This window comes from Allobosea eneae, assembly GCF_042657265.1.
In the GTDB taxonomy this organism is placed as follows: Bacteria; Pseudomonadota; Alphaproteobacteria; order Rhizobiales; family Beijerinckiaceae; genus Allobosea; species Allobosea eneae.
In genome coordinates this window covers 38,401-60,542 of sequence record NZ_JBHSLW010000016.1, presented here as the reverse complement: position 1 = coordinate 60,542, position 22,142 = coordinate 38,401, and the positions used below count along the sequence as shown (strand labels likewise).

General features: G+C 66.4%; 18 protein-coding genes. 12 read left to right on the top strand and 6 right to left on the bottom strand.

The annotated features are described in order from the left end of the window. Window positions 1-449 precede the first annotated feature (449 nt). The 3 genes from ACFPOB_RS12950 to ACFPOB_RS12940 all read right to left on the bottom strand — a co-directional run bounded on the left by ACFPOB_RS12950 (window position 450) and on the right by ACFPOB_RS12940 (window position 10,619). Complete coding sequence (locus ACFPOB_RS12950; RefSeq protein WP_377798882.1) at window positions 450-719, bottom strand: hypothetical protein; 270 nt, start codon at window positions 717-719, stop codon at window positions 450-452. Between the two features lie 133 nt (window positions 720-852). Further along, window positions 853-10,281, bottom strand: coding sequence for a hypothetical protein (locus tag ACFPOB_RS12945; protein WP_377798881.1), 9,429 nt, complete (start codon window positions 10,279-10,281; stop codon window positions 853-855). A gap of 173 nt (window positions 10,282-10,454) precedes the next feature. Beyond that, window positions 10,455-10,619 (bottom strand): hypothetical protein, encoded by a 165-nt coding sequence (locus tag ACFPOB_RS12940; protein ID WP_167561788.1) that lies wholly within the window; start codon window positions 10,617-10,619, stop codon window positions 10,455-10,457. Window positions 10,620-11,035: 416 nt separating this feature from the next. Between ACFPOB_RS12940 and ACFPOB_RS12935 the strand changes: the two genes are divergently transcribed. The 11 genes from ACFPOB_RS12935 to sctT are packed head-to-tail and all read left to right on the top strand — an operon-like array spanning window position 11,036 to window position 18,391. Beyond that, window positions 11,036-11,287, top strand: a complete 252-nt coding sequence (locus tag ACFPOB_RS12935; protein ID WP_377798880.1) for a hypothetical protein — start codon at window positions 11,036-11,038, stop codon at window positions 11,285-11,287. A 39-nt stretch (window positions 11,288-11,326) separates the two neighbouring features. Next, on the top strand, window positions 11,327-11,734 hold the full coding sequence (locus tag ACFPOB_RS12930) for a hypothetical protein (protein ID WP_377798879.1): 408 nt from the start codon (window positions 11,327-11,329) through the stop codon (window positions 11,732-11,734). A 17-nt stretch (window positions 11,735-11,751) separates the two neighbouring features. Beyond that, window positions 11,752-12,504 carry a type III secretion system inner membrane ring lipoprotein SctJ gene (sctJ, locus tag ACFPOB_RS12925; RefSeq protein WP_377798878.1) on the top strand — a complete coding sequence of 251 codons (753 nt, stop codon included), beginning with the start codon at window positions 11,752-11,754 and terminating at the stop codon, window positions 12,502-12,504. After that, the gene (locus ACFPOB_RS12920) at window positions 12,501-13,130 is read left to right on the top strand and encodes a SctK family type III secretion system sorting platform protein (protein WP_377798877.1); all 630 of its coding nucleotides are present in this window, start codon (window positions 12,501-12,503) and stop codon (window positions 13,128-13,130) included. The genes sctJ and ACFPOB_RS12920 overlap by 4 nt, the downstream gene beginning before the upstream one ends. 5 nt (window positions 13,131-13,135) lie before the next feature. After that, window positions 13,136-13,732 (top strand): type III secretion system stator protein SctL, encoded by a 597-nt coding sequence (gene sctL, locus ACFPOB_RS12915; RefSeq protein WP_377798876.1) that lies wholly within the window; start codon window positions 13,136-13,138, stop codon window positions 13,730-13,732. Continuing rightward, window positions 13,729-15,078 (top strand): FliI/YscN family ATPase, encoded by a 1,350-nt coding sequence (locus ACFPOB_RS12910; RefSeq protein ID WP_377798875.1) that lies wholly within the window; start codon window positions 13,729-13,731, stop codon window positions 15,076-15,078. Before sctL ends, ACFPOB_RS12910 begins: the two co-directional genes overlap by 4 nt. After that, window positions 15,075-15,554, top strand: coding sequence for a hypothetical protein (locus ACFPOB_RS12905; protein ID WP_377798874.1), 480 nt, complete (start codon window positions 15,075-15,077; stop codon window positions 15,552-15,554). The genes ACFPOB_RS12910 and ACFPOB_RS12905 overlap by 4 nt, the downstream gene beginning before the upstream one ends. Further along, window positions 15,551-16,618, top strand: a complete 1,068-nt coding sequence (sctQ, locus tag ACFPOB_RS12900) for a type III secretion system cytoplasmic ring protein SctQ (protein WP_377798873.1) — start codon at window positions 15,551-15,553, stop codon at window positions 16,616-16,618. The genes ACFPOB_RS12905 and sctQ overlap by 4 nt, the downstream gene beginning before the upstream one ends. After that, window positions 16,611-17,264 (top strand): type III secretion system export apparatus subunit SctR, encoded by a 654-nt coding sequence (sctR, locus tag ACFPOB_RS12895; RefSeq protein WP_377798872.1) that lies wholly within the window; start codon window positions 16,611-16,613, stop codon window positions 17,262-17,264. The genes sctQ and sctR overlap by 8 nt, the downstream gene beginning before the upstream one ends. Window positions 17,265-17,302: 38 nt before the next feature. Further along, a complete protein-coding gene (locus tag ACFPOB_RS12890) occupies window positions 17,303-17,575 on the top strand; it encodes an EscS/YscS/HrcS family type III secretion system export apparatus protein (RefSeq protein ID WP_377798871.1) in 273 nt (90 codons plus the stop codon). A 9-nt stretch (window positions 17,576-17,584) separates the two neighbouring features. After that, on the top strand, window positions 17,585-18,391 hold the full coding sequence (gene sctT, locus ACFPOB_RS12885; protein WP_377798870.1) for a type III secretion system export apparatus subunit SctT: 807 nt from the start codon (window positions 17,585-17,587) through the stop codon (window positions 18,389-18,391). An 11-nt stretch (window positions 18,392-18,402) separates the two neighbouring features. Here the strand turns inward: sctT and ACFPOB_RS12880 are convergent, their stop codons facing one another. Further along, window positions 18,403-19,440: an EscU/YscU/HrcU family type III secretion system export apparatus switch protein gene (locus ACFPOB_RS12880; RefSeq protein ID WP_377798868.1), complete on the bottom strand. Its 1,038-nt coding sequence runs from the start codon at window positions 19,438-19,440 to the stop codon at window positions 18,403-18,405. 53 nt (window positions 19,441-19,493) lie between these two features. Here ACFPOB_RS12880 and ACFPOB_RS12875 point away from each other — a divergent pair, with 53 nt between their 5' ends. Then, window positions 19,494-20,291: a tetratricopeptide repeat protein gene (locus ACFPOB_RS12875; protein WP_377798866.1), complete on the top strand. Its 798-nt coding sequence runs from the start codon at window positions 19,494-19,496 to the stop codon at window positions 20,289-20,291. A 20-nt stretch (window positions 20,292-20,311) separates the two neighbouring features. Here the strand turns inward: ACFPOB_RS12875 and ACFPOB_RS12870 are convergent, their stop codons facing one another. Both ACFPOB_RS12870 and ACFPOB_RS12865 read right to left on the bottom strand, forming a co-directional pair. After that, window positions 20,312-20,737: a hypothetical protein gene (locus ACFPOB_RS12870; RefSeq protein WP_377798864.1), complete on the bottom strand. Its 426-nt coding sequence runs from the start codon at window positions 20,735-20,737 to the stop codon at window positions 20,312-20,314. 16 nt (window positions 20,738-20,753) lie between these two features. Then, a complete protein-coding gene (locus ACFPOB_RS12865; RefSeq protein WP_377798863.1) occupies window positions 20,754-22,130 on the bottom strand; it encodes a type II and III secretion system protein family protein in 1,377 nt (458 codons plus the stop codon). Window positions 22,131-22,142: the final 12 nt, after the last annotated feature.

Genomic DNA, 22,142 nt, shown 5'->3' with positions numbered 1-22,142 from the left:
AAAAGGCGCCCTCGGCAGATCGAGTGCGCTTCCCCTCATCGCGCTCGCGCCCTCGGGCAACAGATGAGGGATTCGGTCTCGATCTGAAAAAGGCTTTGCCGAATCCGATGGAACCAAACCTGGTCCCCCTGCCTCCACTAGAGCATTTTCGAGCGAAGTGGACACCGGTTCGCGTGAAGAAAATGCGATAAAACAAAGACATAGAGCAATTCCGCGATCTGGAAGAATTGCGGAATTGCTCTAAATCCCACTGCCCCAAAGCGGACCCTCCGAGCCTCGGCAATGGGCCGTCTGCAAACTTTGGTAAGGACGGCTTTAGGCGATCTGGTTTGCGGTCCGGGCAGCGCGCAGGAGCGGCCTTTGCCGATAGCGCGTTGCGTCGCGCATGCCTTGGCCCTCGCGTCCAGCCGCCTGACGAACCGTTTGGATCCAATCGTCACAGGCAGGGACTACCCTGAAATCGTGGCAAGGAAGCCGTCGTCGGTTTCGCAGAACCAACTTGCCGCCGCCCCTGGCGCATATCCCCAGGAGAGTTCGGAAGGTTTTATTCCCTTGAGCGCCGTCGTCGCCGGCGCGGCTTCGAGCGTCTGCATCCAGATGCGGATGAGATTACGCGACAGGCTGTGTCCACGGGCGAGGCTATGGAGTGTCTCGCCGGCCAGGTAATCCTGCGCCACCTGGCGCCTGAATTCGATGCTGTGAGTGCGGTGTCGGGCCAAGGGCCTTCATCCCGCGAAAGCCCGGCTCTGCGGTCAATTAATGTCCATCACGCTGTCCGCCTTAAGGGGCGCACTCCAGTCGTTGAACGAAGATCGTCCTAGCGCGAGACGCCAACCCGCCGCGACTTCGCGCTCAAGCCGCGAGAATTGAATCTGCTTTTTCCTGCGTCGTGACGAAACGCATCGTCGAGGTCGGAGGCATCGCTCCGGAATCTGACGGCTGCTGCTCGTCGCCGCGCTGCAGGCTCACATATGGCAGATGGCGGCCGCCATTGCCGGGAATCGGTGGGATCGGCCCAGGTCCAGGCGTCGGAGGCGTGATCGGATCGGGAGGCACCGGATCGGCAGGGGCGGGCTGCGGCGGCTCCTCGATCGGCTCCCAGGGGAACGCCAGGCTGAGGCCGACGCGGACAGCCACCGCCGCCCCGAGCAGCACCAGCGGCGGCAGGCCATAGCGCAACCATGGCTTGTCGATGCTGGAGGGATTGCGCTCGGCGCCGTTCAGCGGCGCATTGAACATGTCGGTGACGCGGCTGTGCCAGACGATCGGGCCCATGCCGCGATTGGAGCGGTACTCGTCGATATAGTCCTTCTGGGCACCGCGGAAGACGTACCAGTCGGCGGCGACCTTCAGGAGCTCGATACCTCCGAGCACTGGCTGGCCCGCCGCAAAGGCATTCACCGCGTGGATACTGTCGGCCACGACGAAAGGCACCATGCCGTAGGCATCGCCAGCGGAGGCATATTGCGGCCAGCGCTGGATCAGCGAGGGCTTGTACATCGGCTTATATTTCTGCGTCCCGTCCGCTGCGGGCGGGCCATCGGGGACCTTGCCATCGTGGAGCACGGCCTTCGGATCGCCGGCGCCGGCAAAGAAACGGCGCACCGGGCCAATGATCCTGCCGCCGCGGTCGGTCGGGGCATAGGTCAGGTGGGGCTTCTGCTTCTTGCCGCTCGGACTGGCTTGGGCAGCCCCGCTTTGCGCAGGCGTGGCGGGCTGCGCCTGGCCGGACGTCGCCAGGGCATTGCTTCCGCTTGCGGCATTGAGCTCTTCCGCCGCCTTCTTCGGGGCATTGAAGTCGGCGTCGCCGACGCCGCGCTTCGACGCCGTGCCGACGACACCCGGCAGGTTGCCGAACAGGAAAGCCGCGCTGGCGGAGTTGCTGGCGAGATCGGCCGCGCCGCCAAAGGTGTCGAGCACGCCTAAATACTGGTAGGCGGCGGGATCGAGGAACGGATTGGTCACCAGCCGCGTAGTGTTCGCATTGCTGATGCCGAAGCTGGCATAGCGCGCGAATTCGAGAATCCGTCCGGTCGGCGTGTTTGGCGAGATCAGCCGACCCGGCGCCGTCTCCAGCACCTTCATCGCCTCCGCATCCAGCCGGTTTGCGCGCAGCGTCTCGAAGGCGAGGAGATAGTTCATCCGGTCGGCGCGGCTATGACCCCAGACGGCGCCGCGCCAGCCGGTGGTCCGCCGCGCAAGGATGTCGAGATGGGCGTCGGCGATCGTCAGCCACGGCGCCGACTGTGTCGGATCCCGGTGCAGTTCGGCGGCCGCATTCTCGATCTTTGGCTTGTTTCCGACGCGGTGGAAGAACCCCCGCCTGCCGAGCAGCGGCTGCGTCGCGACATCGACGACCGCCTCGCGCACGACCTTCATCGTGTCAGGTTCTGGTGCATTGCCCTTCGCGATGGCCTGTTGCGCCGTCTCGATCGCCCCGGCATAGCGCTCCCGATCCGGCTTGGCGATCCCGAGCCGCCGCCCGCGGCCACCGGTCACCTGGCGATTGAGCTGATCGAGCAGGGCTTCTCCGGGCTTGAACTTGTCATGCGCGACATCCGAGACCAGGGCGGCGCTGTCCTGCCGCTTCTGTAGCCGGATCTTGGCGCCCTGCCGGATGCCGGCGATGCTGCCACGGAACAACCAGGCATAGACCGCCAGCGATGACAGAAGGTCGCGCGCGCCGATATGGCTGCCGGTACCGAGCCGGGCGGTCATATAGGCGCCGAAGGCGGCGCCGCCGACATAGCTGACATTGGTCAGGACGATGCGCCGCTTGTCCTTGCCCTCGAGCGGCCGGTCGGTCTTCGCGAAAGTCTCGCCCGGCTTGGGCGCATAGGTCGCGTCACGATTGACGACGCTGAAGGGGTACACCGCACCGTCTTCGAAGACGCGCAGCCCGCCCTCGACGAGCTTAGGATCGATGACCCCCGAGGCGATCGCTTCTGTCAGTTCATGCTTGGGGCCCACGAGCCGGTAGACGTATCCTCCCGGCGCCGTGGCCTTTCGGCCTGGATTCGTGGCCGCTGCAGGGCGTTGCTTGACCGCCGCTCGCGCGCCTTCGAAGGTCGAATGCAGGGTGAAATCCGACAATGCGAGCGGTGCATGCTTGCTTCCGACGCCCATGATGTCCTGGGGCGGCACCGAACCCTCGATATAGCGGATCGCCGTGTTGTCGTGCGAGCCGAGCAGATAGGGCACCTGCCCGGTCGCGTAGTCGGTCACCTTCTTATGGAAGGGGCGGGCCTTCAGCGCGTGGTCGTCCGGTGATCGAGCGATCGCCAGATAGGCTGTTTGCGCCTTCATCTTGTCGTCGGGCTCGGGCAGCTTCTGGTTCGCGTTCTTTTTGCGCCAATAGGCGTCCGCCCGCTCGACGAAAGACTTCTTCAGGCCTCGGTCGGCCCCGGCATAGTCCGGCCGAACGGTGATGTCGGGCGACTGCCGGGCTTCGGCGATCGGGTCGGTCGAGCCCTTGTTGGCGATGGCGCCCTGGCCGACATGCGGCTGAGCCGGGGTAGCGGCTGGTGTCACCGCGACGACAGCGGACTGGCTCGCAGGCGTTCCTGCCACGGGCCGCAGCGCAATTGCTGGAAAGACGTCGCCGGTGCGGTAGATGAACTGGGCCGCAGGAAGCCAGGCAGCTGGAATCTCGGTCAGCTTCCCAATCCCGGCGATATCCTTGGTCCCGGCCTCGATCTTGTAGATAAAGCCGCCGCGCAGGCGCCCTTTCGGTGGCGGCAGATTGGCCATGGCTGCGGCCGCATCAGCGTAATTGTCGAAGAACTGGCTGTCGGCCGTGCGCAGGCCCGCAGCAGCCGCGCCACTCGGCTGTCCATAGACATCGGCCGGCAACTGCAGCGTCACTGCGAACCTGGTCTGCACGCCGGGGTCGGTGGACGCCTGCGGAAACAGCGCAACTGCGCGATCATCGTCCGGTGTCGATTTGAAAGCCTTGCTCGCCCTCAACTCGGCAGGCAGGTGTGGCATGAGGGAGACGAGATGCTGACCGAGCACCGAAACGGCATCCGGAGAGAGCAACGCATCCGAACCCGCCGTCCGCGCTGGCATCGCGGGAGCGGTCAACGCCGCACTGGTGTTTGGCTGCGCGGCTGGCTTCGGGGTGGCCGGTCGCAGCGACACGGTCAGCGGCCACTCGGCCGCGGGGTTGAGGGCGCGGCTGAGAGTAAAGGATTCCGCGCGGCGCACGACGGCTTGCAGGCGCGCATCGAAGGCGCCCTGGCCTGGGTTCTCGACATGATGGACGAGATGTCCGAGATCGCTGATGGCCTGGCGAAAGCCCGGTGCGCCCTCGCGCGCGCCGGCCAGATAGTCGAGCACGAGGTTCAGCGAGCCATCGACCTTCTTGTCCGGCGACTGGCCGACCAGCGCGCGACCCTTCGCGATCATCTGCTGATTGGGTCCGCCCGACGGCTGCGCCGCGGCGCTCAGATCGTGTGGCCCGGATTTGTCCGCCTCCTCCGCGAGCCTGGCGCGGATGCGGGCGAGGATATCCTCGGGCGCGGCGCCTGTCCCGTCGGTGAGATGGCGCAGATAGTCCGGCCCGCTCGCCGCATCGAGCACGCTCGATGAGCGCAGGGGCCCGAAGTGCGACTTCAGCGCATCTGGAATGTCGTATCGCGTCGGTGTCGCCCAGACGGGCGGAGCGCCGGCTTCGTCGGGGCCGGCGCCGGCGCGCAGGCTGCCAAGGTCACGCCGCGCCGCGTCCCATAGCGGCATCGGATTGCCCCGCGACACCTCGACCGTGAAGCCATGGGTCTCGTACCAGGCCTTGGCCGGCTCCTCGAAGGCGCCCGGACGAAGTTCGACGACGCCGTCGCGTAGCGTGCCGACTTTCGGCCTCGCTTGTCCGGCGACCAAATCCCGTATCGCGGAGGCTTGCTCGGGCGCCAGGAAGGACATGTCCTTCAGCCCTGGCAGGATCGTCCGCCTGAATTCGGCAATGGCCTCCTTCTGGCGAGCCGTCGCGCCGGCTTCGAGCCGATCGAGCCATTTGCCGAGAGCCTCGTTACCGCCAGGCGGAAAATAGGCGAGCCGCCCGCTCTGCGACCGCGCATCGAGCCGCTTTAGCCAGCGTGGTCCCTCGGTGGCGAGAGACAGTCCGTCGGCCTGCCTGAACTCCCAGCTCGCCGTGACCTCGTTGCCTGACACATCGGCTGACTGCTCACGCTTGTAGAACAATCGGATTTCGCCGGTCAGGGAGATGGGCAGCTGCAGCCAGCTCACGCCCGGGACGCCGAAGCGCAGCGGTGGGAAGGACCAGGCCAGCGTCCTGAGCGTCGCCATCGAGACGTTCGGCTTGTCGCCGAACATGCCCCAGAAGATCGGCCCGTCCGCCGGCACGTAATGGCTGAAGGTCTTCGGGGCCTTGGCGAGCAGCACCCGATCCGGATTGATGATGCCGCGATGCGCGAACCGCTCATTGATGATCACTTCCAGTCGGCTCGCTCCGGGCGACCAGACGCGCCGCTCATTGCCGGCCAGATCGACGATGGTCTCCTTCAGCGGCAATCCGGGAACCGCGGACTGGCGCAGACCGCTGGCGGAGCCGCGTACATAGGTCAGCCGCTTGTCGGGATCGATCGCGCCCTTGGCGAGCAGGCTCTGGAGCAGCTCGGGCGAAGGCGCGGCCGCTAGGGCCGCGGCATCGTCGGCATTGTTGACGACGACCTGGGTGCGCAGCCGCAGCTTGCCCAACACAGCCTGATTGAGGTCGAGGAATTCGCGCGAGACCGTGAAGTCCGAATGGAACGTCGCGTCCATCGGAACCTCATGCCGCCGCTCCAGAGAGATGCGCGGGACGAATTCGGAGATCGCGTTCGGGAGTTCGTCGATCCAGGCGGGATGCAGGTAGAGCTTGTCCTCCAGCATAATTTTCTTGTAGGGCACGCCGCCCTCGAAGCGGACGAAGCCGGCGGCATTGCTCGCCGGCGCTCCGAACACGTCGGTCTCGCCGGGCTTGAGGGTCACGGACTGCGAGCGTAGTTCGAGACCGTAGACGATCTCGACGACATGGCCGGTCTGATCGGTCGAACCCTTCCCCGATGCCGGAATGGCGCGACCCGCCTTTGGCAACAGGGCGAACACCGAGGACGAAGCATCCCCGAAGATCAGCGCCTCTCCCGCCTTGACGATGTCCGACCCCTTGAACTGGAAAGCGACCTGGTGCGAAAGCGGCGTGCCAAGCCCCCCGCCGCTCGTCATGTTGCGGATCTCATAGGGCCGGATCGAGACGCCAGCCTCCGCCTGCGCCGCATCGCGCAGGGCCGCGGGACTTTCGGCAGCAGCGGCGCCGATCGCTCTCAAGTTGCTGCGCAGGCCGAGTCCGGCCGAGTAGGATCGCCAGGTCGGCGAGCCGATCAGCGCCGTATCGCCCTGCGTCCCCAGTGCCGCCCTTGCTCCCTCGACGGCGGAGCGGGGGTTGATACGAACCCGGCCCAGCGCCGAAATCCGAATGTCGGGCGCATTCTCCTGCCATTTCCACGGCTTGACCGTCTGCCAGCCGGTCGGCGGGACATCGCCGGCCGCAGCCTCCATCTCGGCGCGCCGGTCGGCGGGGAGTGCGAGGCGATCCGGCGATTGCCGCGCCTGTTGCCACAAGGGCATGAACGCGTTGTCGCCGGCGTCGCCTGCTCGGGGACCGGCGACGGTGCCGTCCTCAGTGGCCCGTCCCGGCCGCTGCTGCTGCTCTTGCGAGCCGCCATCCTTGTCGCCACCGTGCGCGGTGCCGCCGCTGTTGGCCATCTGACTGGCGGCTACTGCGTCGGCGACCGTCGGAAGAGCGGCCGCCGTGGCCGATGCCGCGTCTGGGTCGAGAGGCTTCGCCGCGGCATGCGGGTCGCGCGCCGTCCCGTCTTCCACCGTGCGCCCCGGCCGGGCCTGCTGTTCGGCAGCTCCGTTGCCCGTGTCGCCATGCGCCGTGTTGCCACTGTTGACGATCTGGCTGGCGGTCACCGCATCGCCGGCGGCAGGCAGGACTGCCGATGCTGCCTTTGGCGCCGGCGAACCGTCGCCGCCGACTGCCGGATCGACCGTCTTCGGATTGGGCTCGGCCGAGTGATCGGTCGTGCCACCTTTCTTTCGCGATCCGCCGGCGCCCGCGGCCGGCTGCGCGGCTGTCGTGACATTCTGCGGAGCGCCGCCACGCGCTGTACCCATCCCCCCAAGGCCGCTCGGCAAAGCGGCCGTCCCTGGCGCGTGATACGTGAATGTCGGCGGGGTCGCTACATGGCTTGGTCTCTGCGTTGTGGTTTGCGGCGCTGCTCGCCCCTGCTCGAGATGGGCGTGCAGGCCGGACGCGGTGCCGTAGACGCCGGAGGCGAAGCTCATCAGCTCCATCAGCGGGTTCATGCCGGGATCGTCGCCATGAGCCATCATGTTGAAGGCGGAGACGGCGAGAAGCGGGGAACCGGCCGCGATCGAGGCGAGGTCCATGGTTCTGGCGAAGCCGATCGCCCCGCCGCTGGCGCTCTGCAGGATCGCGCCGGCGTCACGGTAATAAGGGGTTTTGCTATAGGTCGCTCCGATCGAGGTGCGCAGCGACGCAACGGTGGTCATGCCGGCGTTTTTCAGCCCGATCGCGCGCGAGGCCGAGGCCGTGGCCGGGAAGATCGTCGCTCCGGCCGAGAGCGTTTCCATGACCATGCGGCCGGGCGTGATCTCGCGGCCGTAATAGATGTCCTCGCCGAGCGCCTGCATCTGCCGGCCGCCGACATACGTACCGGCGCCAATGGCCACCGGAGCCGCGACGACGTTGACGCCGGGGATCAGCATCAGGAGAGGCGCGCCGGCTGCGGCGTAGGTCATGGCAGGATCGACGTACTTCTCGACGAAGGTCTTGACGTGGGCCTGGTGTGCCTCGGTTTCGACCTTGTCGTTCGCCGCAGAGAAGGTGAGGTTCTTCGGAACCACGATGGCGCCGCTATCGGCGAGCTCGTTATCGTTCTGATAGGTCTCGATGAAGGATTTGATGTTCTCCGGCTTGCGGCCTTCCAGGACATAGTCCGAGCCGCGGCCGTCGACGACGTGGTCCTTCCCATCGATCCCGCGCACGATTGCGAACAGCATCTGCTGCGAGCCGACGCTGGCATCGATGTACTGGAAGGGTACGAAGGTGACCTTGGCCTGGTCGCCGCCGACCTCCTGAATCTTGCCGGCCATCCTGCCGGCTTCGTCCTGACCCGCACCGGCCAGTTGCAATGTCGACTTGAGGGTCTTGCCCCCCAGCACATGCTCGGCCCCGAACAAAGCCTTGCCATCCGGCAAGGACTGCTGGCTCATCGCGCCGAAGGTGAGCTCGATCTGATCCGTGGCCTGGGTCCGCCGTTCGCGATAATAGGCCGCCTGCAGCGCGCTCTGATGCTGCGCTGAATCCTCGTTGAGCAGCTTGGTCGGCTGGGTCGCGGTGAAGACCGCGAAATCATGCCAGGCGACTGCATGCTGGTGCCGGTCCTGCAGGTCATCCCGGAGATCGCGCGTGGCGTCGATGGCTGACAGGATCAGCGCTACTTCGGGATGGACCCAGACCTCCTGCCCACCCATCGTCGCCCTGACCGCTCCGGCGAAGGGGGCGCCCTGGCCGGGCCCTCTGACCGGAATTGCCGGGCCATGGCTGCCGAGCGCCGTGTCGAGCGCTGTTTCCAGCGCCGTGATCGCTTTGCCAGCGAGCTCGATGTTGACGTCGATCTGCGTGATCGTGCTGGAGGTGTAGGCCTTTTCGGCCGCATTCCTGCGCTGCTGCGCACCGAGCAGGCCGTTGGGACCACACCCCGCGATATTATTCCAGGCCGCATCGGTTTCGCGTTCCTGACCATCGCGGCGGATATTCTTCGCGCCTGGCTGGAAGGTCAGCTGGATGACCAGCTCCTTGTTTTCGTATTTGAAGGTGGCGTAGAGCTGCCCATCCTTGGGATCGTCATCGACCGTGATGCTCTGTAGCGTCCCCGAATACTTGCGCTTGCCATCGGTGAACCCGTCCTGCTCGAAGAGGTGCGGGCTCCTGGTACGCAGGTTGTTGAGCGCGGCGTCCTCGATCGGCGCGGAGCGGAGCTGCACGCCGGCGAGGTCCCTCTCCGCATCGGCGAGGTCACTGCCTTTGACCGCGACGTCCCGGTTAGCTTGCGCCGTCTCGCGCTGGCTGCCGGCGGTCTTCAGCGTCTCCTCGGCGGCAGTACGCTCCGGTGTACCCGGCTGGGTCGCGTTGACGAGCTGCTGCGCCACCAGTTCGCCGATCTCGGCATCGAGCAGATCGGCCTCGGCCGAGAGCTGGCCGTATTCGGCGAAGGCGGCTCGGACCTGCTTGTCCTCATAGTCGGACCTGCGATCGGTGACCGTGCTGCTCTCCGGGCTGTCGGCTGAGCGGAACTGCTGGCGTGGCGGACCGCCGATCGCCCGCACCTTGGCCTTGTCCTCCAGCGCACCGAGCAGGACGGATTCCGCCTGCTCGCGCTTCTCGCGGCTTTGCGTCGCCTTGCCGGCGACCTCCTGCGCATTCTTGAGGTCGGACTGCGCCTGGGCGAGCGGTTTCGTCGCCTTGATCTCGAAGGTGATCTGTTCCGGCGCCAGTGTGCTCTTCAGGGTACGATTGGCTCCGGCGACGGCCGAGCGGTATTCGGGATCGGCAGCGTAGACCTCAACCTGGGCCGTCGCCTCATCGGATTTGGCGCGGGCTTCGATGGCCCGGGAATCTGCCGAACTCTGGGCGGCACGAGCGCGAGCGACCTCCGGATGGACCCATTGGCCGTTCGACTGAATCCAGTCGCCGCCACCCGACGGCACCAGCTGCGGCTTCTCAGCGGTGCCGGGCCCGTAGTCCTTTTCGGCGGCAGCCGTCTCGACGCCGCGGTCATGCGCTTCCTGACCGGCGACCGTCGCTTCGTCATTGAGGATGATGGCGTTGATCTTGGCGATGAGGACCTGGTTTTCCTTCGCCTTCGCCGGGTCGCTATTGGCGAGCGAGTTCGCCAGCAACTGCGCGAGCAGGATCAGGACACGCTCCTGCTTGGCGATCAGCGCCTGCCCCTGGGGCGTGTTGGCCTGGCCGGGCTTCAGGTCTCCGGCCCAGATAACCTTGGGATTGCGGCCCGCTGCATTGGTCATGGAGGCGGAGTAGTTCACGCGCGACAGGACGGGCGCCAGCCTCTGGAGAACCTTGCGAACGGCGTCCGCGAGAGCCTTGAGCAGCGACCCGAGCGGGCTGGTCGGCTGCGAGCTCGTGGTCTGGCCGACGAGGCCACCGTCCGGCTTGTTCACGCGCATGTTCATGACGGCCTCCTAAAGCTGACGCCGGCTGCGCTCCGGCCGCCCCACACACCAGGTCGATGGCGGAGGAAACCGGAGCGCACCCGGAGAAGACGCGCGCCACCGTGCGGCGGCGAGCGGTGATGGCTTGGAGGGCGGTGGCCGGTTGGCCACGCCGGGGCGCCGCAAAAGCGCGATCAGGCGTTCGGACGCTGCTTGGCTGCGTCGAGGCTGACCTTCTTCTCGGTCGTCTTGGTGGTGATTTCCGCCGACTTCACGATGGCGCGGTTGAAGGCGGCTTCCATCTGCTGGATCGCATTCTCCGGGGTGGTGGTGTTCTGGACGGAAGAGGTTCCGGACATCGCAGACTCCGTTTTTGACGTGCTCTGGGATCGGACCGGCGCGGGATCTTCGGACGCCCCGGTTCCGGCGCCCGAGCGACCTCAGAGGTCGCTCAAGGCAAGCGAAGGTTAATGTCGATAAAGGATTCGTCAAGCATTCAATTCATTCAGCCTGATGTTATTCGAGATTATGAATGCATCAATTTCGAGTTGGCGCGCTTCTTTTGCAATTAGGCTTCGCGCAGGGAAGATACAAATTTCAAATCAACTTACTAATGCGCAATGAATGCATTATTCAAAACTCATTATACGTGAGTTTGAAGGAATTTATAGCGCAATAGACGTTGACATCGTAAAAACAACGCTCCTACCGTACAGCATATTCGCCCGCCGGACGCGCCACCGATCGCGCTCGGCTGATACCGAGGAGAGCAGCGATGAGCGTGCAACCGGTGAATACTGCCCTGCCGGGCGGCTCGGTCGACAATAACGGCGCAGGTTTCGACGATGCGATCGCCGCGGCGCAGCAGCGCAATGCAGGCGCGGGCAAGGCCGATCAGCAGGACGAGATCAGCCAGGACGAACTCGCCCGAATGGTCGGCCAATATGGTTCGCAGGTCATGTCGATGCTCCTGATGCCGCGCATGACCGACATGCTCGGCGAAGTCATGGCCGATGAGGAAGGCTGACCGAGACCTGCGCTCGCTGATCGAGTTTTGGAGGCGCCCATGACGATCGCAAACGGACTCCCGCCCGCCTCGTTGGCCGGCTCGACCCTGGTCATCCAGACGGGCGCGGAACAGCGGCCGGCTTTCGACCATGCGGCAGAAGCGGCGGCGCGCCAGCAAAGCTGGCCTGCGCGAGCTGGCGCCTTGGCCGATCCAGGTCAGCTCGCATCGGAACTGACAAGCCGGATGGATGGCTTCCTGCGCCGGGCCGGGGAGACTGCGCGTGAGCAGGCTCCATCATCCGGAACACAAGGAACGACCGAGCGCAGCGCTCTGGACGACCGCCAGCTCGACCGGGTCATTGAATCGATGAACCGCTCCTTCGAGTTCGCCGTGCAGACGCAGCTGGTCGTTCGTGGCGCGACGCAGACGACCGGCTCCGCCAATACCGTCCTCAAGGGGCAGTAAGCCGATCGGTGCCCGCCATGGCGAAGACCCGGTCAGCTCGCGTTCTCGCTTCGCTCTGTCTGGCCCTGCTGCTGGCTGGCTGCAAGGTCGATCTCTACACCAATCTCGACGAGCCGCAGGCCAACGAGATGGTGGCGATCCTGCTGCAGAACGGCATCCCGGCCGGGCGCAGCCTGCAGAAGGGCGGCAAGCTCACCGTGACGGTCGAGGAGGGCCGATTCGCCGACGCGGTGACGATCCTCGGCCGCAGCGGCCTGCCGCGGCAGGAGTTCCAGACTCTGGGGGACGTCTTCAAGAAGGACGGCCTCGTCTCCTCGCCCGTGCAGGACCGGGCGCGGATGATCTTCGCATTGAGTCAGGAACTGTCCCGTACTGTCGCAGCGATCGACGGCGTGCTGACGTCCCGCGTCCACCTCGTCCTGCCTGAGAACGATCCGCTGCGACAAAACCTGGTGCCGTCTTCGGCATCGGTCTTTATTCGACATGATCCGAAGATCGCGATCAACGACAAGCTCGCCTCAATCAAGATGCTGATCGCCAACGGGGTCGCAGGGCTGCACTATGACCGTGTTTCGGTCGTCGTCGTTCCGGCCGAGCGCGATGCGATGACTCTCCAGGCACCGCCGCCAGCGCCGGCCCTGTCGCAGGCGAACCTGCCCTGGCCGGCGATCATCGGAGCGATCTGCGGCTGCGCCCTGATCGGCGGCGGCCTGCTCTTCATGCGCCGGCGCCGATTCTATCCTCTGGCCGAACATGCGGGCGAACGATGAGCGGCTCTCTGGCGCATCCAGATGAGACGGCCATCGCCTGGCATCGCTTTGCCGCGAGCCCGGCGGTTTACATCACGCCGGAGCGGCTTGCCGCCGCTTTCGACGAGGCGATCACGCGTGATACCGGCCGGCGGCTGCTCGCCATTCCTCGCATCGAGCGGCGCCTGTCGGACCTGCTCTGCGCCAAGTATCACCTGTCGCAGAGCCTTGGGCCGGACGCAGTTTCGGACGCCGACCGTGCGGTCCTGCTTCTTGCTCCTGCGCCGTTGCGGAGCCTCCTGCGCCTTGCCGGAGCGATCTACTTCGCCGGTGCGCTGTCGCGCGTTGTGCTTGCCAGCGAAGTGCGCGCGCTCGAGAAGGCGCTGGGGCCTGGTGTGCTCGCGCGCGCCCTGACGAGCCGCGACCTTGCCGGGGCGGCCGAGGCGCTGCCTGCCAATGAGGAACGGATCGAACAGATTGACCGGGCAGGCTGGAGCTGCCTGCTCGCCTGGGCCGCAAGCTTCCCTCACGAGATCGAGGTGCGCCTGCGTTTGCAGATGCCGGACGGGGTGCTGCCGCTCGCGACGATCACGCCGGAGATCGGCCGGCCGATCATCGAGGCGGCGCGCAGCGCCGGTTCGGCGTGACCGCGATGTCAGCCCTGCCACGCCGGCCGCCGCGTGGGCTCGTTCCCGCCGAGAGCGCCTCGGCCTGGAGCGACGGCTTCGCTTTCCTCGCTGCTGCGCGAGAGACAGCAGGCGCAATCGAGGCTGCCGCGAAGCAAGAAGCCGAACGGGTTCTGGCGGAAGCGCAAGCGGCCGGGAGCGCGCGCGGCGAGGCCGAAGCAGCCGAGCGAATCGGCCGGGCGATAGCGGATGTCGATGCCTATTTCGCCGGGCTGTCCAGCGAGCTGGCTGACATTGTCTTCACGGTAGTGCGCGACGTCGTCGATCAGTTCGACCGCCGCGACATCGTCGCCATGGCGGCTCTGAAAGCCCTTACTGCCTTTCGCCGCAGCCGCACGCTGACCGTCCGCGTTCATCCCGATCATGTCGAGGCCGTGAACGAGACTCTGCAGGAGGCCGTGCGAACCGGTGGGGTTGAGATCGCGCTCGAGGTTAGTGGCGATCCCACAATGGCGCGCGGCGGCTGCGTGCTGACGAGCGACATCGCCACGGTCGATGCCGGCATCGACAGCCAGATCGAGGCGCTTCGCCGCGGTCTCTTGCGCCGGATGATGCCGGCATGACGATCGCGCAGACGACGGGGCGTGCGCGCCTCGACCAGGTCCTGGCAGAACTGCGCGACGGCCTGCGGCAGGCGCGGCCGAGACCGCCGCGCGGCAAGGTCCAGCGGGCGCTTGGCGTCACCATCCACGCGACGCTGCGTGACGTTCGCCTCGGCGAGATCTGCGAGCTGCACGATCCTGCGAACGGCGTGATCGCATTGGCCGAGGTCGTCGGGCTGCAGGACGGCTGCGCAATCCTGACGCCGATCGGCGATCTCGTTGGCCTGTCGGCAGAGACCGAGGTCGTGCCGACCGGCGAGGTCCTGCTCGCGCCGGTCGGGCCCGGCCTGCTCGGTCGCACCATCGGCGCGACCGGAGCCGCACTGGATGGCCAAGGCTGGGCGGCTGGAGCGGTCATCGGTCTGCGCCCGGTTCATGCACCACCGCCGCCACCCTTGGCGCGCGATCTCATCGATGCTCCGCTCCAGCTCGGCCTGCGTGCCATCGATGGCCTGCTCAGCTGCGCGCGCGGCCAGCGCGTCGGCATTTTCGGCCCGCCTGGCGCCGGCAAGTCCTCGCTGCTCACCGATATCGTTGCCGGGACCGAAGCCGATGTCATCGTGCTCGCGCTCGTTGGCGAGCGCGGCCGCGAGGTTCGCGAGACCCTGGAGCGACGCCTGTCACCCACCGCGCGGGAACGAACCGTTGCCGTTGTCGCGACCTCAGATCGGCCGGCACTGGAGCGCGTCAAGGCAGCCCATGTCGCGACCACCATCGCCGAGTACTTCCGCGATACGGGCCGCCACGTCCTATTGCTGATGGACAGCGTCACACGCTTTGCTCGGGCCCAGCGCGAGATCGGCTTGGCCGCCGGAGAGCCTCCAACGCGGCGCGGCTTTCCGCCCTCGCTGTTCGCCGCCTTGCCACGGCTGCTCGAACGTGCGGGGCCAGGTCAAGGCGGTTCGATCACCGGCATCTACACCGTGCTGACCGAAGGCGAGGCAGAGATCGATCCCGTCGCCGAGGAGGTGATGGCGCTGCTCGACGGCCACATCGTGCTGTCGAGCGAGCTCGCCCAGCAGAATCATTTCCCGGCGATCGACATCCTCAAGAGCCGCTCGCGTCTGATGGGCGCGGTTGCGCCGCCGGAACATCTGGCCGATGCGCAGCGGATACGGGAGTTGCTGGCGCGCCATTCCGAAATCGAGTTGCTCGTGCGTGTCGGCGAGTACGAGCCCGGCTCGGATGCCTTGGCGGATGAGGCACTGGCCAGGATCGATGGTATCCGGGCCTTTTTGCGTCAGGCCTCGGGCGAGCCCGAGGCGCTCAAGCGGACGCGTGAACGCATGCGCGAGGTCCTGGCATGACCAGGCTCGTGGACCTGCAGACCTTGCTTACTCTCCGTCGCCGGCGCGAACAGCGGGCCGGCGAGCGCGCGGCACGACAGCGCGCCGCGGCAGCGGGCGCACAGGCCGCCGCGAGCGACGCTGCCGAAGCCATCGCTGCCCATGACGAGCAGTCATTGTCATGGCAACGGGCGCAGCATCGGGATTTGCTCGCTCAGCCATTTTCGATGTCGACATTGGCGCGCCTTCGTGAGGAAGCGATGATCGCTGGCGCAGCACGGGATGACCTTGCTGCCGCCGCCGCCGCCGCCGCCGCAACGCTGTCGGCGCGCCAGCGCGACCTTGCCGCGTCCCAGTCTGTTCATCAGGAGCGTCGACATGACCGGCTACGGCTCGAACAGGCATGTGACGAGCAGGCAAAGCGAGAGCGGAGAAGGCTGCAAGCGCGTCTCGATGCAGCACTGGACGAAACCGCGAGTGCGAGGCCTGGCCAATGAAGGCCTATGTGCCCCGGGCGAGGCTGCCCCGCCCCGCGCATGACGTTGTGCGCCCGCTCCTCTACCGATCCGTGCCGGAACGGAATCTGTCGCCGATCAACCGCTTCTATGGCTCGGATTGGCGCATTGCGCTGCGGCTGGATGAGCAGACGATCATCCTGTTGCCGGCTGCGCCCGGCTTGGTAGACGACGATGGCGAATCCGCTCAATTCACGCTCATTATTGGCGTTGAGCAGGTCGAACTGCGCTTGCCGCCTCGGCTCGTCGCGGCCGCGCTCGGTCGCTTCGGAGCGGGTGACGGAGCGACGCAACTGGACGCGGAGCGACAAGCGCTTCTCATCGAGGCGGCATGTGCCGGTATCCTCGCCGAGCTGGAAGCCACACTTGACGAGCCGGTCGAGCTGCAGGCTCCGATGGGCAAGGCCGGCAGCGACACATTGCAGTTCGCGATAGCTGTCCAGGTCGGGACCGATCCGGTCGAGATCGCGGGCATCGCCGGCCCGGCCAGCATGCTGGCGCGGCTGTTTTCCTTATTGCCGAAGAGGTCGACTCTGCCGGGCTGGCTCGACCCAATGCCGCTGCCGCTCAGCTTCCGCTACGCCGACGTCCGGATCACGCTGGGCGAGCTCCAGCGCGCCAAACCCGGTGATGCCTTGCTGTTCGACCGCCATCTGCCGGCAGGGGAGTCTTGCCTTCTGATCGGCCGGTACCTGGCGGCTCCGGTCCGGATCGACGGCGGCCGGGTGCGTCTGCAAACAGCGCCGGCGGTGGCGCACGCATCACAATGGGAGTGGCTCATGGACGACCTTCACGAGGATGGGGGGGCAGCGGAAAGCGTCGCGGTTCTCGACGATCTACCCGTCCGCGTCGTCTTCGAGTTCGGACGCAGCGAGATGACACTGAAAGAGCTCGCCAATCTCGGCGCCGGAAGCATCGTCGCGCTCCCCGCCTCCCTGGACGAGCCGGTGTCGCTGATCGCCAACGGGCGCCGAATTGGGCAGGGCGAGCCGGTCCAGATCGGCGAGGCGCTTGGCGTTCGCATCACCAGGCTCTTCGATGCCTGATCTCAGTCCCAACCTGGTCGGAATTATCGCCTTCGTCGCGCTGATTGGGCTGATCCCGCTTGGCGTCGTGACGATGACGGCCTTCCTGAAGATTTCTGTCGTCCTCTTCCTGATTCGCAACGCGCTCGGCATCCAGCAGTCGCCGCCGAACCTGGTCCTGCATGCGATCGCGCTGGTGCTGACGGTCTATGTCACCGCACCGTTGATGGCCGACCTTTACGGGCGGGTCTCGGCCCGCCAGCTCGACCTGAATTCCGTGCAGGGCCTCACCGAAGCGGCCGACACGGTTCGCCAGCCGTTGCGCGACCATCTCTCGCGCTTCACCCATGAGCGCGAGCGCGAATTCTTCCGAACGGCGGCCGCGAAGGTCTGGCCTGAGAATGCCGCGGCGGCCCTGAGAGCCGATGATCTCATCGTCCTGGTGCCGGCCTTCGTCAGCTCTGAGCTGACCCGCGCCTTCCAGATTGGCTTCCTGCTCTATCTGCCGTTTCTGGTGATCGATTTCATCGTCGCCAACGTGCTGATGGCGATGGGCATGATGATGGTTTCGCCGACGCTGATCTCGATCCCGCTGAAACTGCTGCTCTTCGTCAGCATCGACGGCTGGACCAAGCTGATGCACGGCCTGATCCTGAGCTATGGCTGAGCCGCGATGGAATCCCCCCGAGATCGGGACGAACGCCCGTGACCAACGAGGTGATCCTAACCAAGATCAACGCGGCGCTGATGACCGTGCTGATCGTCTCCGGTCCGGCTCTGCTCGCGGCCGTGCTGATCGGCTTCGGCGTCGGCCTGCTCCAGGCACTCACCCAGATCCAGGATCAGTCTTTGCCCCAGGGGATCAAGCTGATCGTGGTGCTCCTGCTGTTGCTCCTGCTGATCGGCCCCCTGCTCTCGCTGCAGATCTACGAACAGGCGATCGCCCTATTCGAGGATTTCCCGGCGCTGACACGCTGAGGCAGGACGATGACCGGTGATCTCCTGATCCAGCTGGTCCTGCCCGTCATGGTCGCGACGGCGCTGGCGATGACGCGGATCACCGGTGCGATCCTGGTCACGCCGGCGTTCACCCGGCTCGGCCTCACCGGCATCATCCGTGGCGGCGTCGCCCTGGCCCTGACTTTGCCGCTTACGCCCGTGCTCGCCGAAGTGCTGCAGAACGGCCAGCCGCTGTCCCCGGCGCTCGTCACCGCGATCCTGCTCAAGGAACTGGTGCTCGGCATCACGATAGGCCTGCTTTTCGGCGTCCCGATCTGGGCTGCCGAGCTCGCCGGCGATCTGCTCGACCTCCAGCGCGGCTCGACTGCCGCCGCTCTGCTCGACCCATCGGCAATCGCCGAATCGAGCATCACCGCAACCTTTTTCGCGATCAGCCTTCTGATGCTGTTCTTCGCCGCGGGCGGATTCGACCTGATGGTCAAGGGGCTTTATGCCAGCTATCGGATCTGGCCGGTGGCGAGCCTCGGGCCGATCTTCGATCCCGGTGCGGGCGAGCTGCTGCTCAAACTGCTCGACGAGATCATGCGCTTCGCGCTGCGCCTTGCCGCGCCGATCGTGATTGCGCTGCTGTTCACCGACCTTGCCATGGCGCTGCTTGCCCGCACCGCGCCGCAGCTCAACATCTTCGAGCTTTCGCTTTCGGCCAAAAGCCTCGTCTTCTCGGTGCTGCTGCTGATCTACTCGGCTTTCATGATCGAGTATATGCGCCAGGACATCAGCCGGCTGTTCGATGCCGAACCTTTCCTGCATCAACTCGCTCCGCGACGGCCGTGATGCGGGTCGATCTAGAGCACCCCGGCCTTGACCAGGGCATCCGCAACCGACTGGAACAGGTCCTGCTTGACCGGGTCGCCCTGCGCGTGCCGCTTGTGCAGCGACTGGGCCAGTTCGTCGAGCACGACCGGTATCCCCCGCTCACGCGCTTCGAGCAGCAGCGCTGCGCCTGGCTCTCCCGCCGCCTTGCAGACGATAAGCGGAACGGGGGTTTCGCCCCGCTGATAGCGCAGCCCCACGACATTGCCGTGGTAGGCGATCAGCATGGTCGCGCGGGCGAGGCCAAGGCCGCCCGAGCGGCCGATCAGGCGGTAGTGCTGGCGCCTGGCGCTGCGGATCAGCGGGTCGCCCTCGGTGTCCTTGGTCTCCCGTTTCATCTCGGAACGCGTCATCCGCATCTCGCGCAGGAAGATGAAGCGCTGCAGCAGAAGATCGGCGAGGCCGACGACGAGATAGGCCAGCACGACGACCAGGAAGAGCGGCAGCAGCAGCACGGCGATGGCGCTGCCGGCGCAGCGCTCGCCGCAAACCGGTGTCTCCAGAAGCGGCTGCAGCTGAAGGCCGAGGATCAGGACGAAGGCTGCTCCCAGCACGACGAGCTTGATCAGGCTCTTGAGGAACTCGCTGACGCTCTTCAGCGAAACCAGCCGCTTCAGGCCCTTGGCCGGATTCACATGCTCGAATTTCGGCTTGATGATCTCGAAGGAGAACACCGGCCCGAAGCTGCCGGCCATGGCGGTCAGGGCAGCGGTCGCGACCAGTGCCGCGACCAGCGGCGCGGTCAGGTAGAGCAGCATGCCTCCGGCGTGACGCAATGCGCGTTCGAGCACGACCGGGAATGCTTCATTGTCCCGGTTGACCACCAAGTCGATCAGTTCGTCGAGCTGCAGGAGCAGCCGGTCCTTGATCAGGATCAGATAAAGGAAGGCGGCAATGAAGGTGAAGCCGATGATCAGGTCGCGGCTCTGCGGCACCTGCCCCTTGCGCCGTGCCTCGCGCAGCTTCTTCTCGCTGGCGGGAAGCGATTTTTCTTCAGAAGGCTCGTTCATCCAGCGAACCTTCCGCCAGCGATCCGCCCCCTGAAGTCACGGAGTGTCCGATCATGACGACCAGACCGAGCCGTTACGCGCCGCTGCTGCTGATCGCCTGGCTGCCGGCCTGCACGCTGACGCAGCAGGTGGCGAACGACATGACCAAGCCGGCGGACCAGCCGCGGGGCGCGCATGTCCTCGCTTCGACGCTGGAGGAGAGCGGCGAGATGGCGACCGCGCTCGCCGTCTACGAAAGCGCGGCGGCGACCGGCGATTCCGCAGCCGCTGCGCGGCTCGGCGAGGCCTATCTGCGGGCCGGGGACGGCGTCGGTGCCGAGCGCGCCTTCCGCCTTGCGCTCGAGCGTGAACCGAACAACGTCGCGGCGCAGCTCGGGCTCGGCTCCGCCGCATTGCGACGCGGAGAGATCGACGTTGCCGTCGCATCGCTGAGCAAGGCCGCCCCCCTTGTCGACAGTGCGGCGGGTTATAACCGGCTCGGCATCGCCTTGACCCTCGCCGGCAAGGCCCCGGAGGCGGTCGCTGCCTTCGAGGAATCGCATAGCCGCGCCGCTAATGACCTCGATATCGCCGCCAACCTCGCGCTGGCCGAGGCGCTTGCCGGCCGCAAGGACCAGGCCGTCGATCGGATCAGGGGAGTGGCCCGCTCGGAGAGCGCCAAGCCGACGCATCGACGCAACCTGGCGCTGGTCCTCGCGCTCACTGGCGCCGGAGGCGAAGCGGAAAGCGTGGTCGAGGCCAATCTGCCGGCGGCGGACCGACCGGCTTTCCTGCGTCGGTTGCGCACGCTCGAGACTGCTGGCGACGCGCGGGCCCGGGCGAAGATCGTCGGCACGATCCTCGCTGGCTGAGCCGCGCCAGCGGCGCACTTTCACTTCTGCTCCGTCGTCACCTGCGCCGGAGCGCGGCTCGTATTGCGGCGTCCGTCGCGGTCGAACGCGCCACCCAGCGGCGTCTCGTCGCCGTCGAGATAGCGCCGCGCCGCGCGCGCGACGGGCGCAGCCGCTGCCGGACCAAGCTTGCGTCCATGGAACAGGTCGGCCTTGCGCTCGACCATGCGCTCCAGATTGTAGGCGTTGGCGCAGCCCGGCGGCAGGTGTGGGTCCAGATCGAAGGGATAGCGGGTCGGGTCCTGCTGCAGGCAGGCATCTGGCGCAACGATGGCCGTCGGCCGGGCTCCCGGCGTCTCGGCGGGCAGATAAAGAACCTGGTAGTTCGCCGATATGTCGGGCGGCGGATTGGCGCAGCCGGCAGCAAAGGCCGCGATCGCGAGGGCGAGTAATCGTCCTGTCGTCATGATGGCCTCCTGCATCTCATTTGAAGACGAGGCCAGCGCCGGCGTCGGCTCTCGGACCTTTCGCGACCGGCGCCGCTGTCGCCACCGGTCGCCGGCGCACCACCGGGATCGGTCGGTCCAGCGGCGTCGCCGACAGCCGGTCGCTCGACGGCTTCACCAGATAGGCGGTGATCAGGATGACCAGCTCGGTCTCGTCGCGGCGATAGCGTGTCGAGGTGAACAGGGCGCCGAGGATCGGCACGTCGCCGAGGAACGGGAACTTGTCGACCTCCTGCGACAGGTTGCGCTGGAACAGGCCGGCGATCGCGAAGGTCTGGCCGCTGCCCACCTCGACATTGGTATCGGCACGCCGAACCGTGAAGGCCGGCAACTCGAAACCGCCAAGCCGGACCGCGCCCGCCATCGAGATGGCGCTGACCTCCGGCCGAACCCTGAGGCCGATGCGATTGTTCTGCAGCAGCGTCGGCGTGAAGGAGAGCGAGACGCCGAAAGGCTTGTACTCGGCAGTGATGCGGTCGCGGTCCTGCGGCACCGGCACCGGCACTTCGCCGCCGGCGAGGAAGCTCGCCGTCTGGCCGGTGGTGGCGGTCAGGTTCGGCTCGGCGAGGATGGTCAGCAGCCCGTTCTGCTGCATCGCCTCGACCAGGGCGTCCACATTGACGCGGTTGTTGCTGAAATTCAGGCCAAGACCTCGCCCGCCGCTGGCGAGGTTGCCGCCGGAGCTGCCGACGCCGAAGGAGAAGTTGCCGGTGTCGACCATCACCTTCCAGTTGATGCCGAATGCGGTCAGGTCCTTGCGTGACATTTCGGCGAAGCGCACCCGGATGTTGACCTGGTGCGATGACGGGATCGTCGCATTGTTGAGCGGCGGCTGGTCCGGCGGCGAGTAGGTCCGGGCGACATTGGCGACGTCGATCGCCTCGTCGACCGAGCGGGTCGCCCCCTTGATCACCAGTCGCTCGCCGAAGAACTGCAGGTCGACGGTCGAGGTCGGCTGCAGGATGTTCTTCGCCTGGTTGGCCGAACGCGACGGCATCAGCACGTCGAGCCGGATCGCGCCCTTCATCCGCTTCTGCTCGTCGAGCGCGATCAGATTGGTCGAGCCGCTCTTGAGCCCGTAGACATAAACCACGTCCGGCGCGACCACCTGCACATTGGCGACCGCCGGATCGGCGAGCATGACCGATTCGACCGGCTGATCGAAGCGGATGATGCGCCCCTGCCCCGTCGGCAGTTCGATAGGGCGCCTATTGGAGAGCGGCGAGACCTCGTTCGCGACCGCCCGGCCCGTTGTGATCGCGCTCGACCAAGGCAGGGGCGCGAAGGCGGTCAGGCAGAGCAATGCGCCGACATGCGTCGCGCGTTTGCCGTTGCGGATCATGCGTCGTTGCACTCTGCCTGTCCT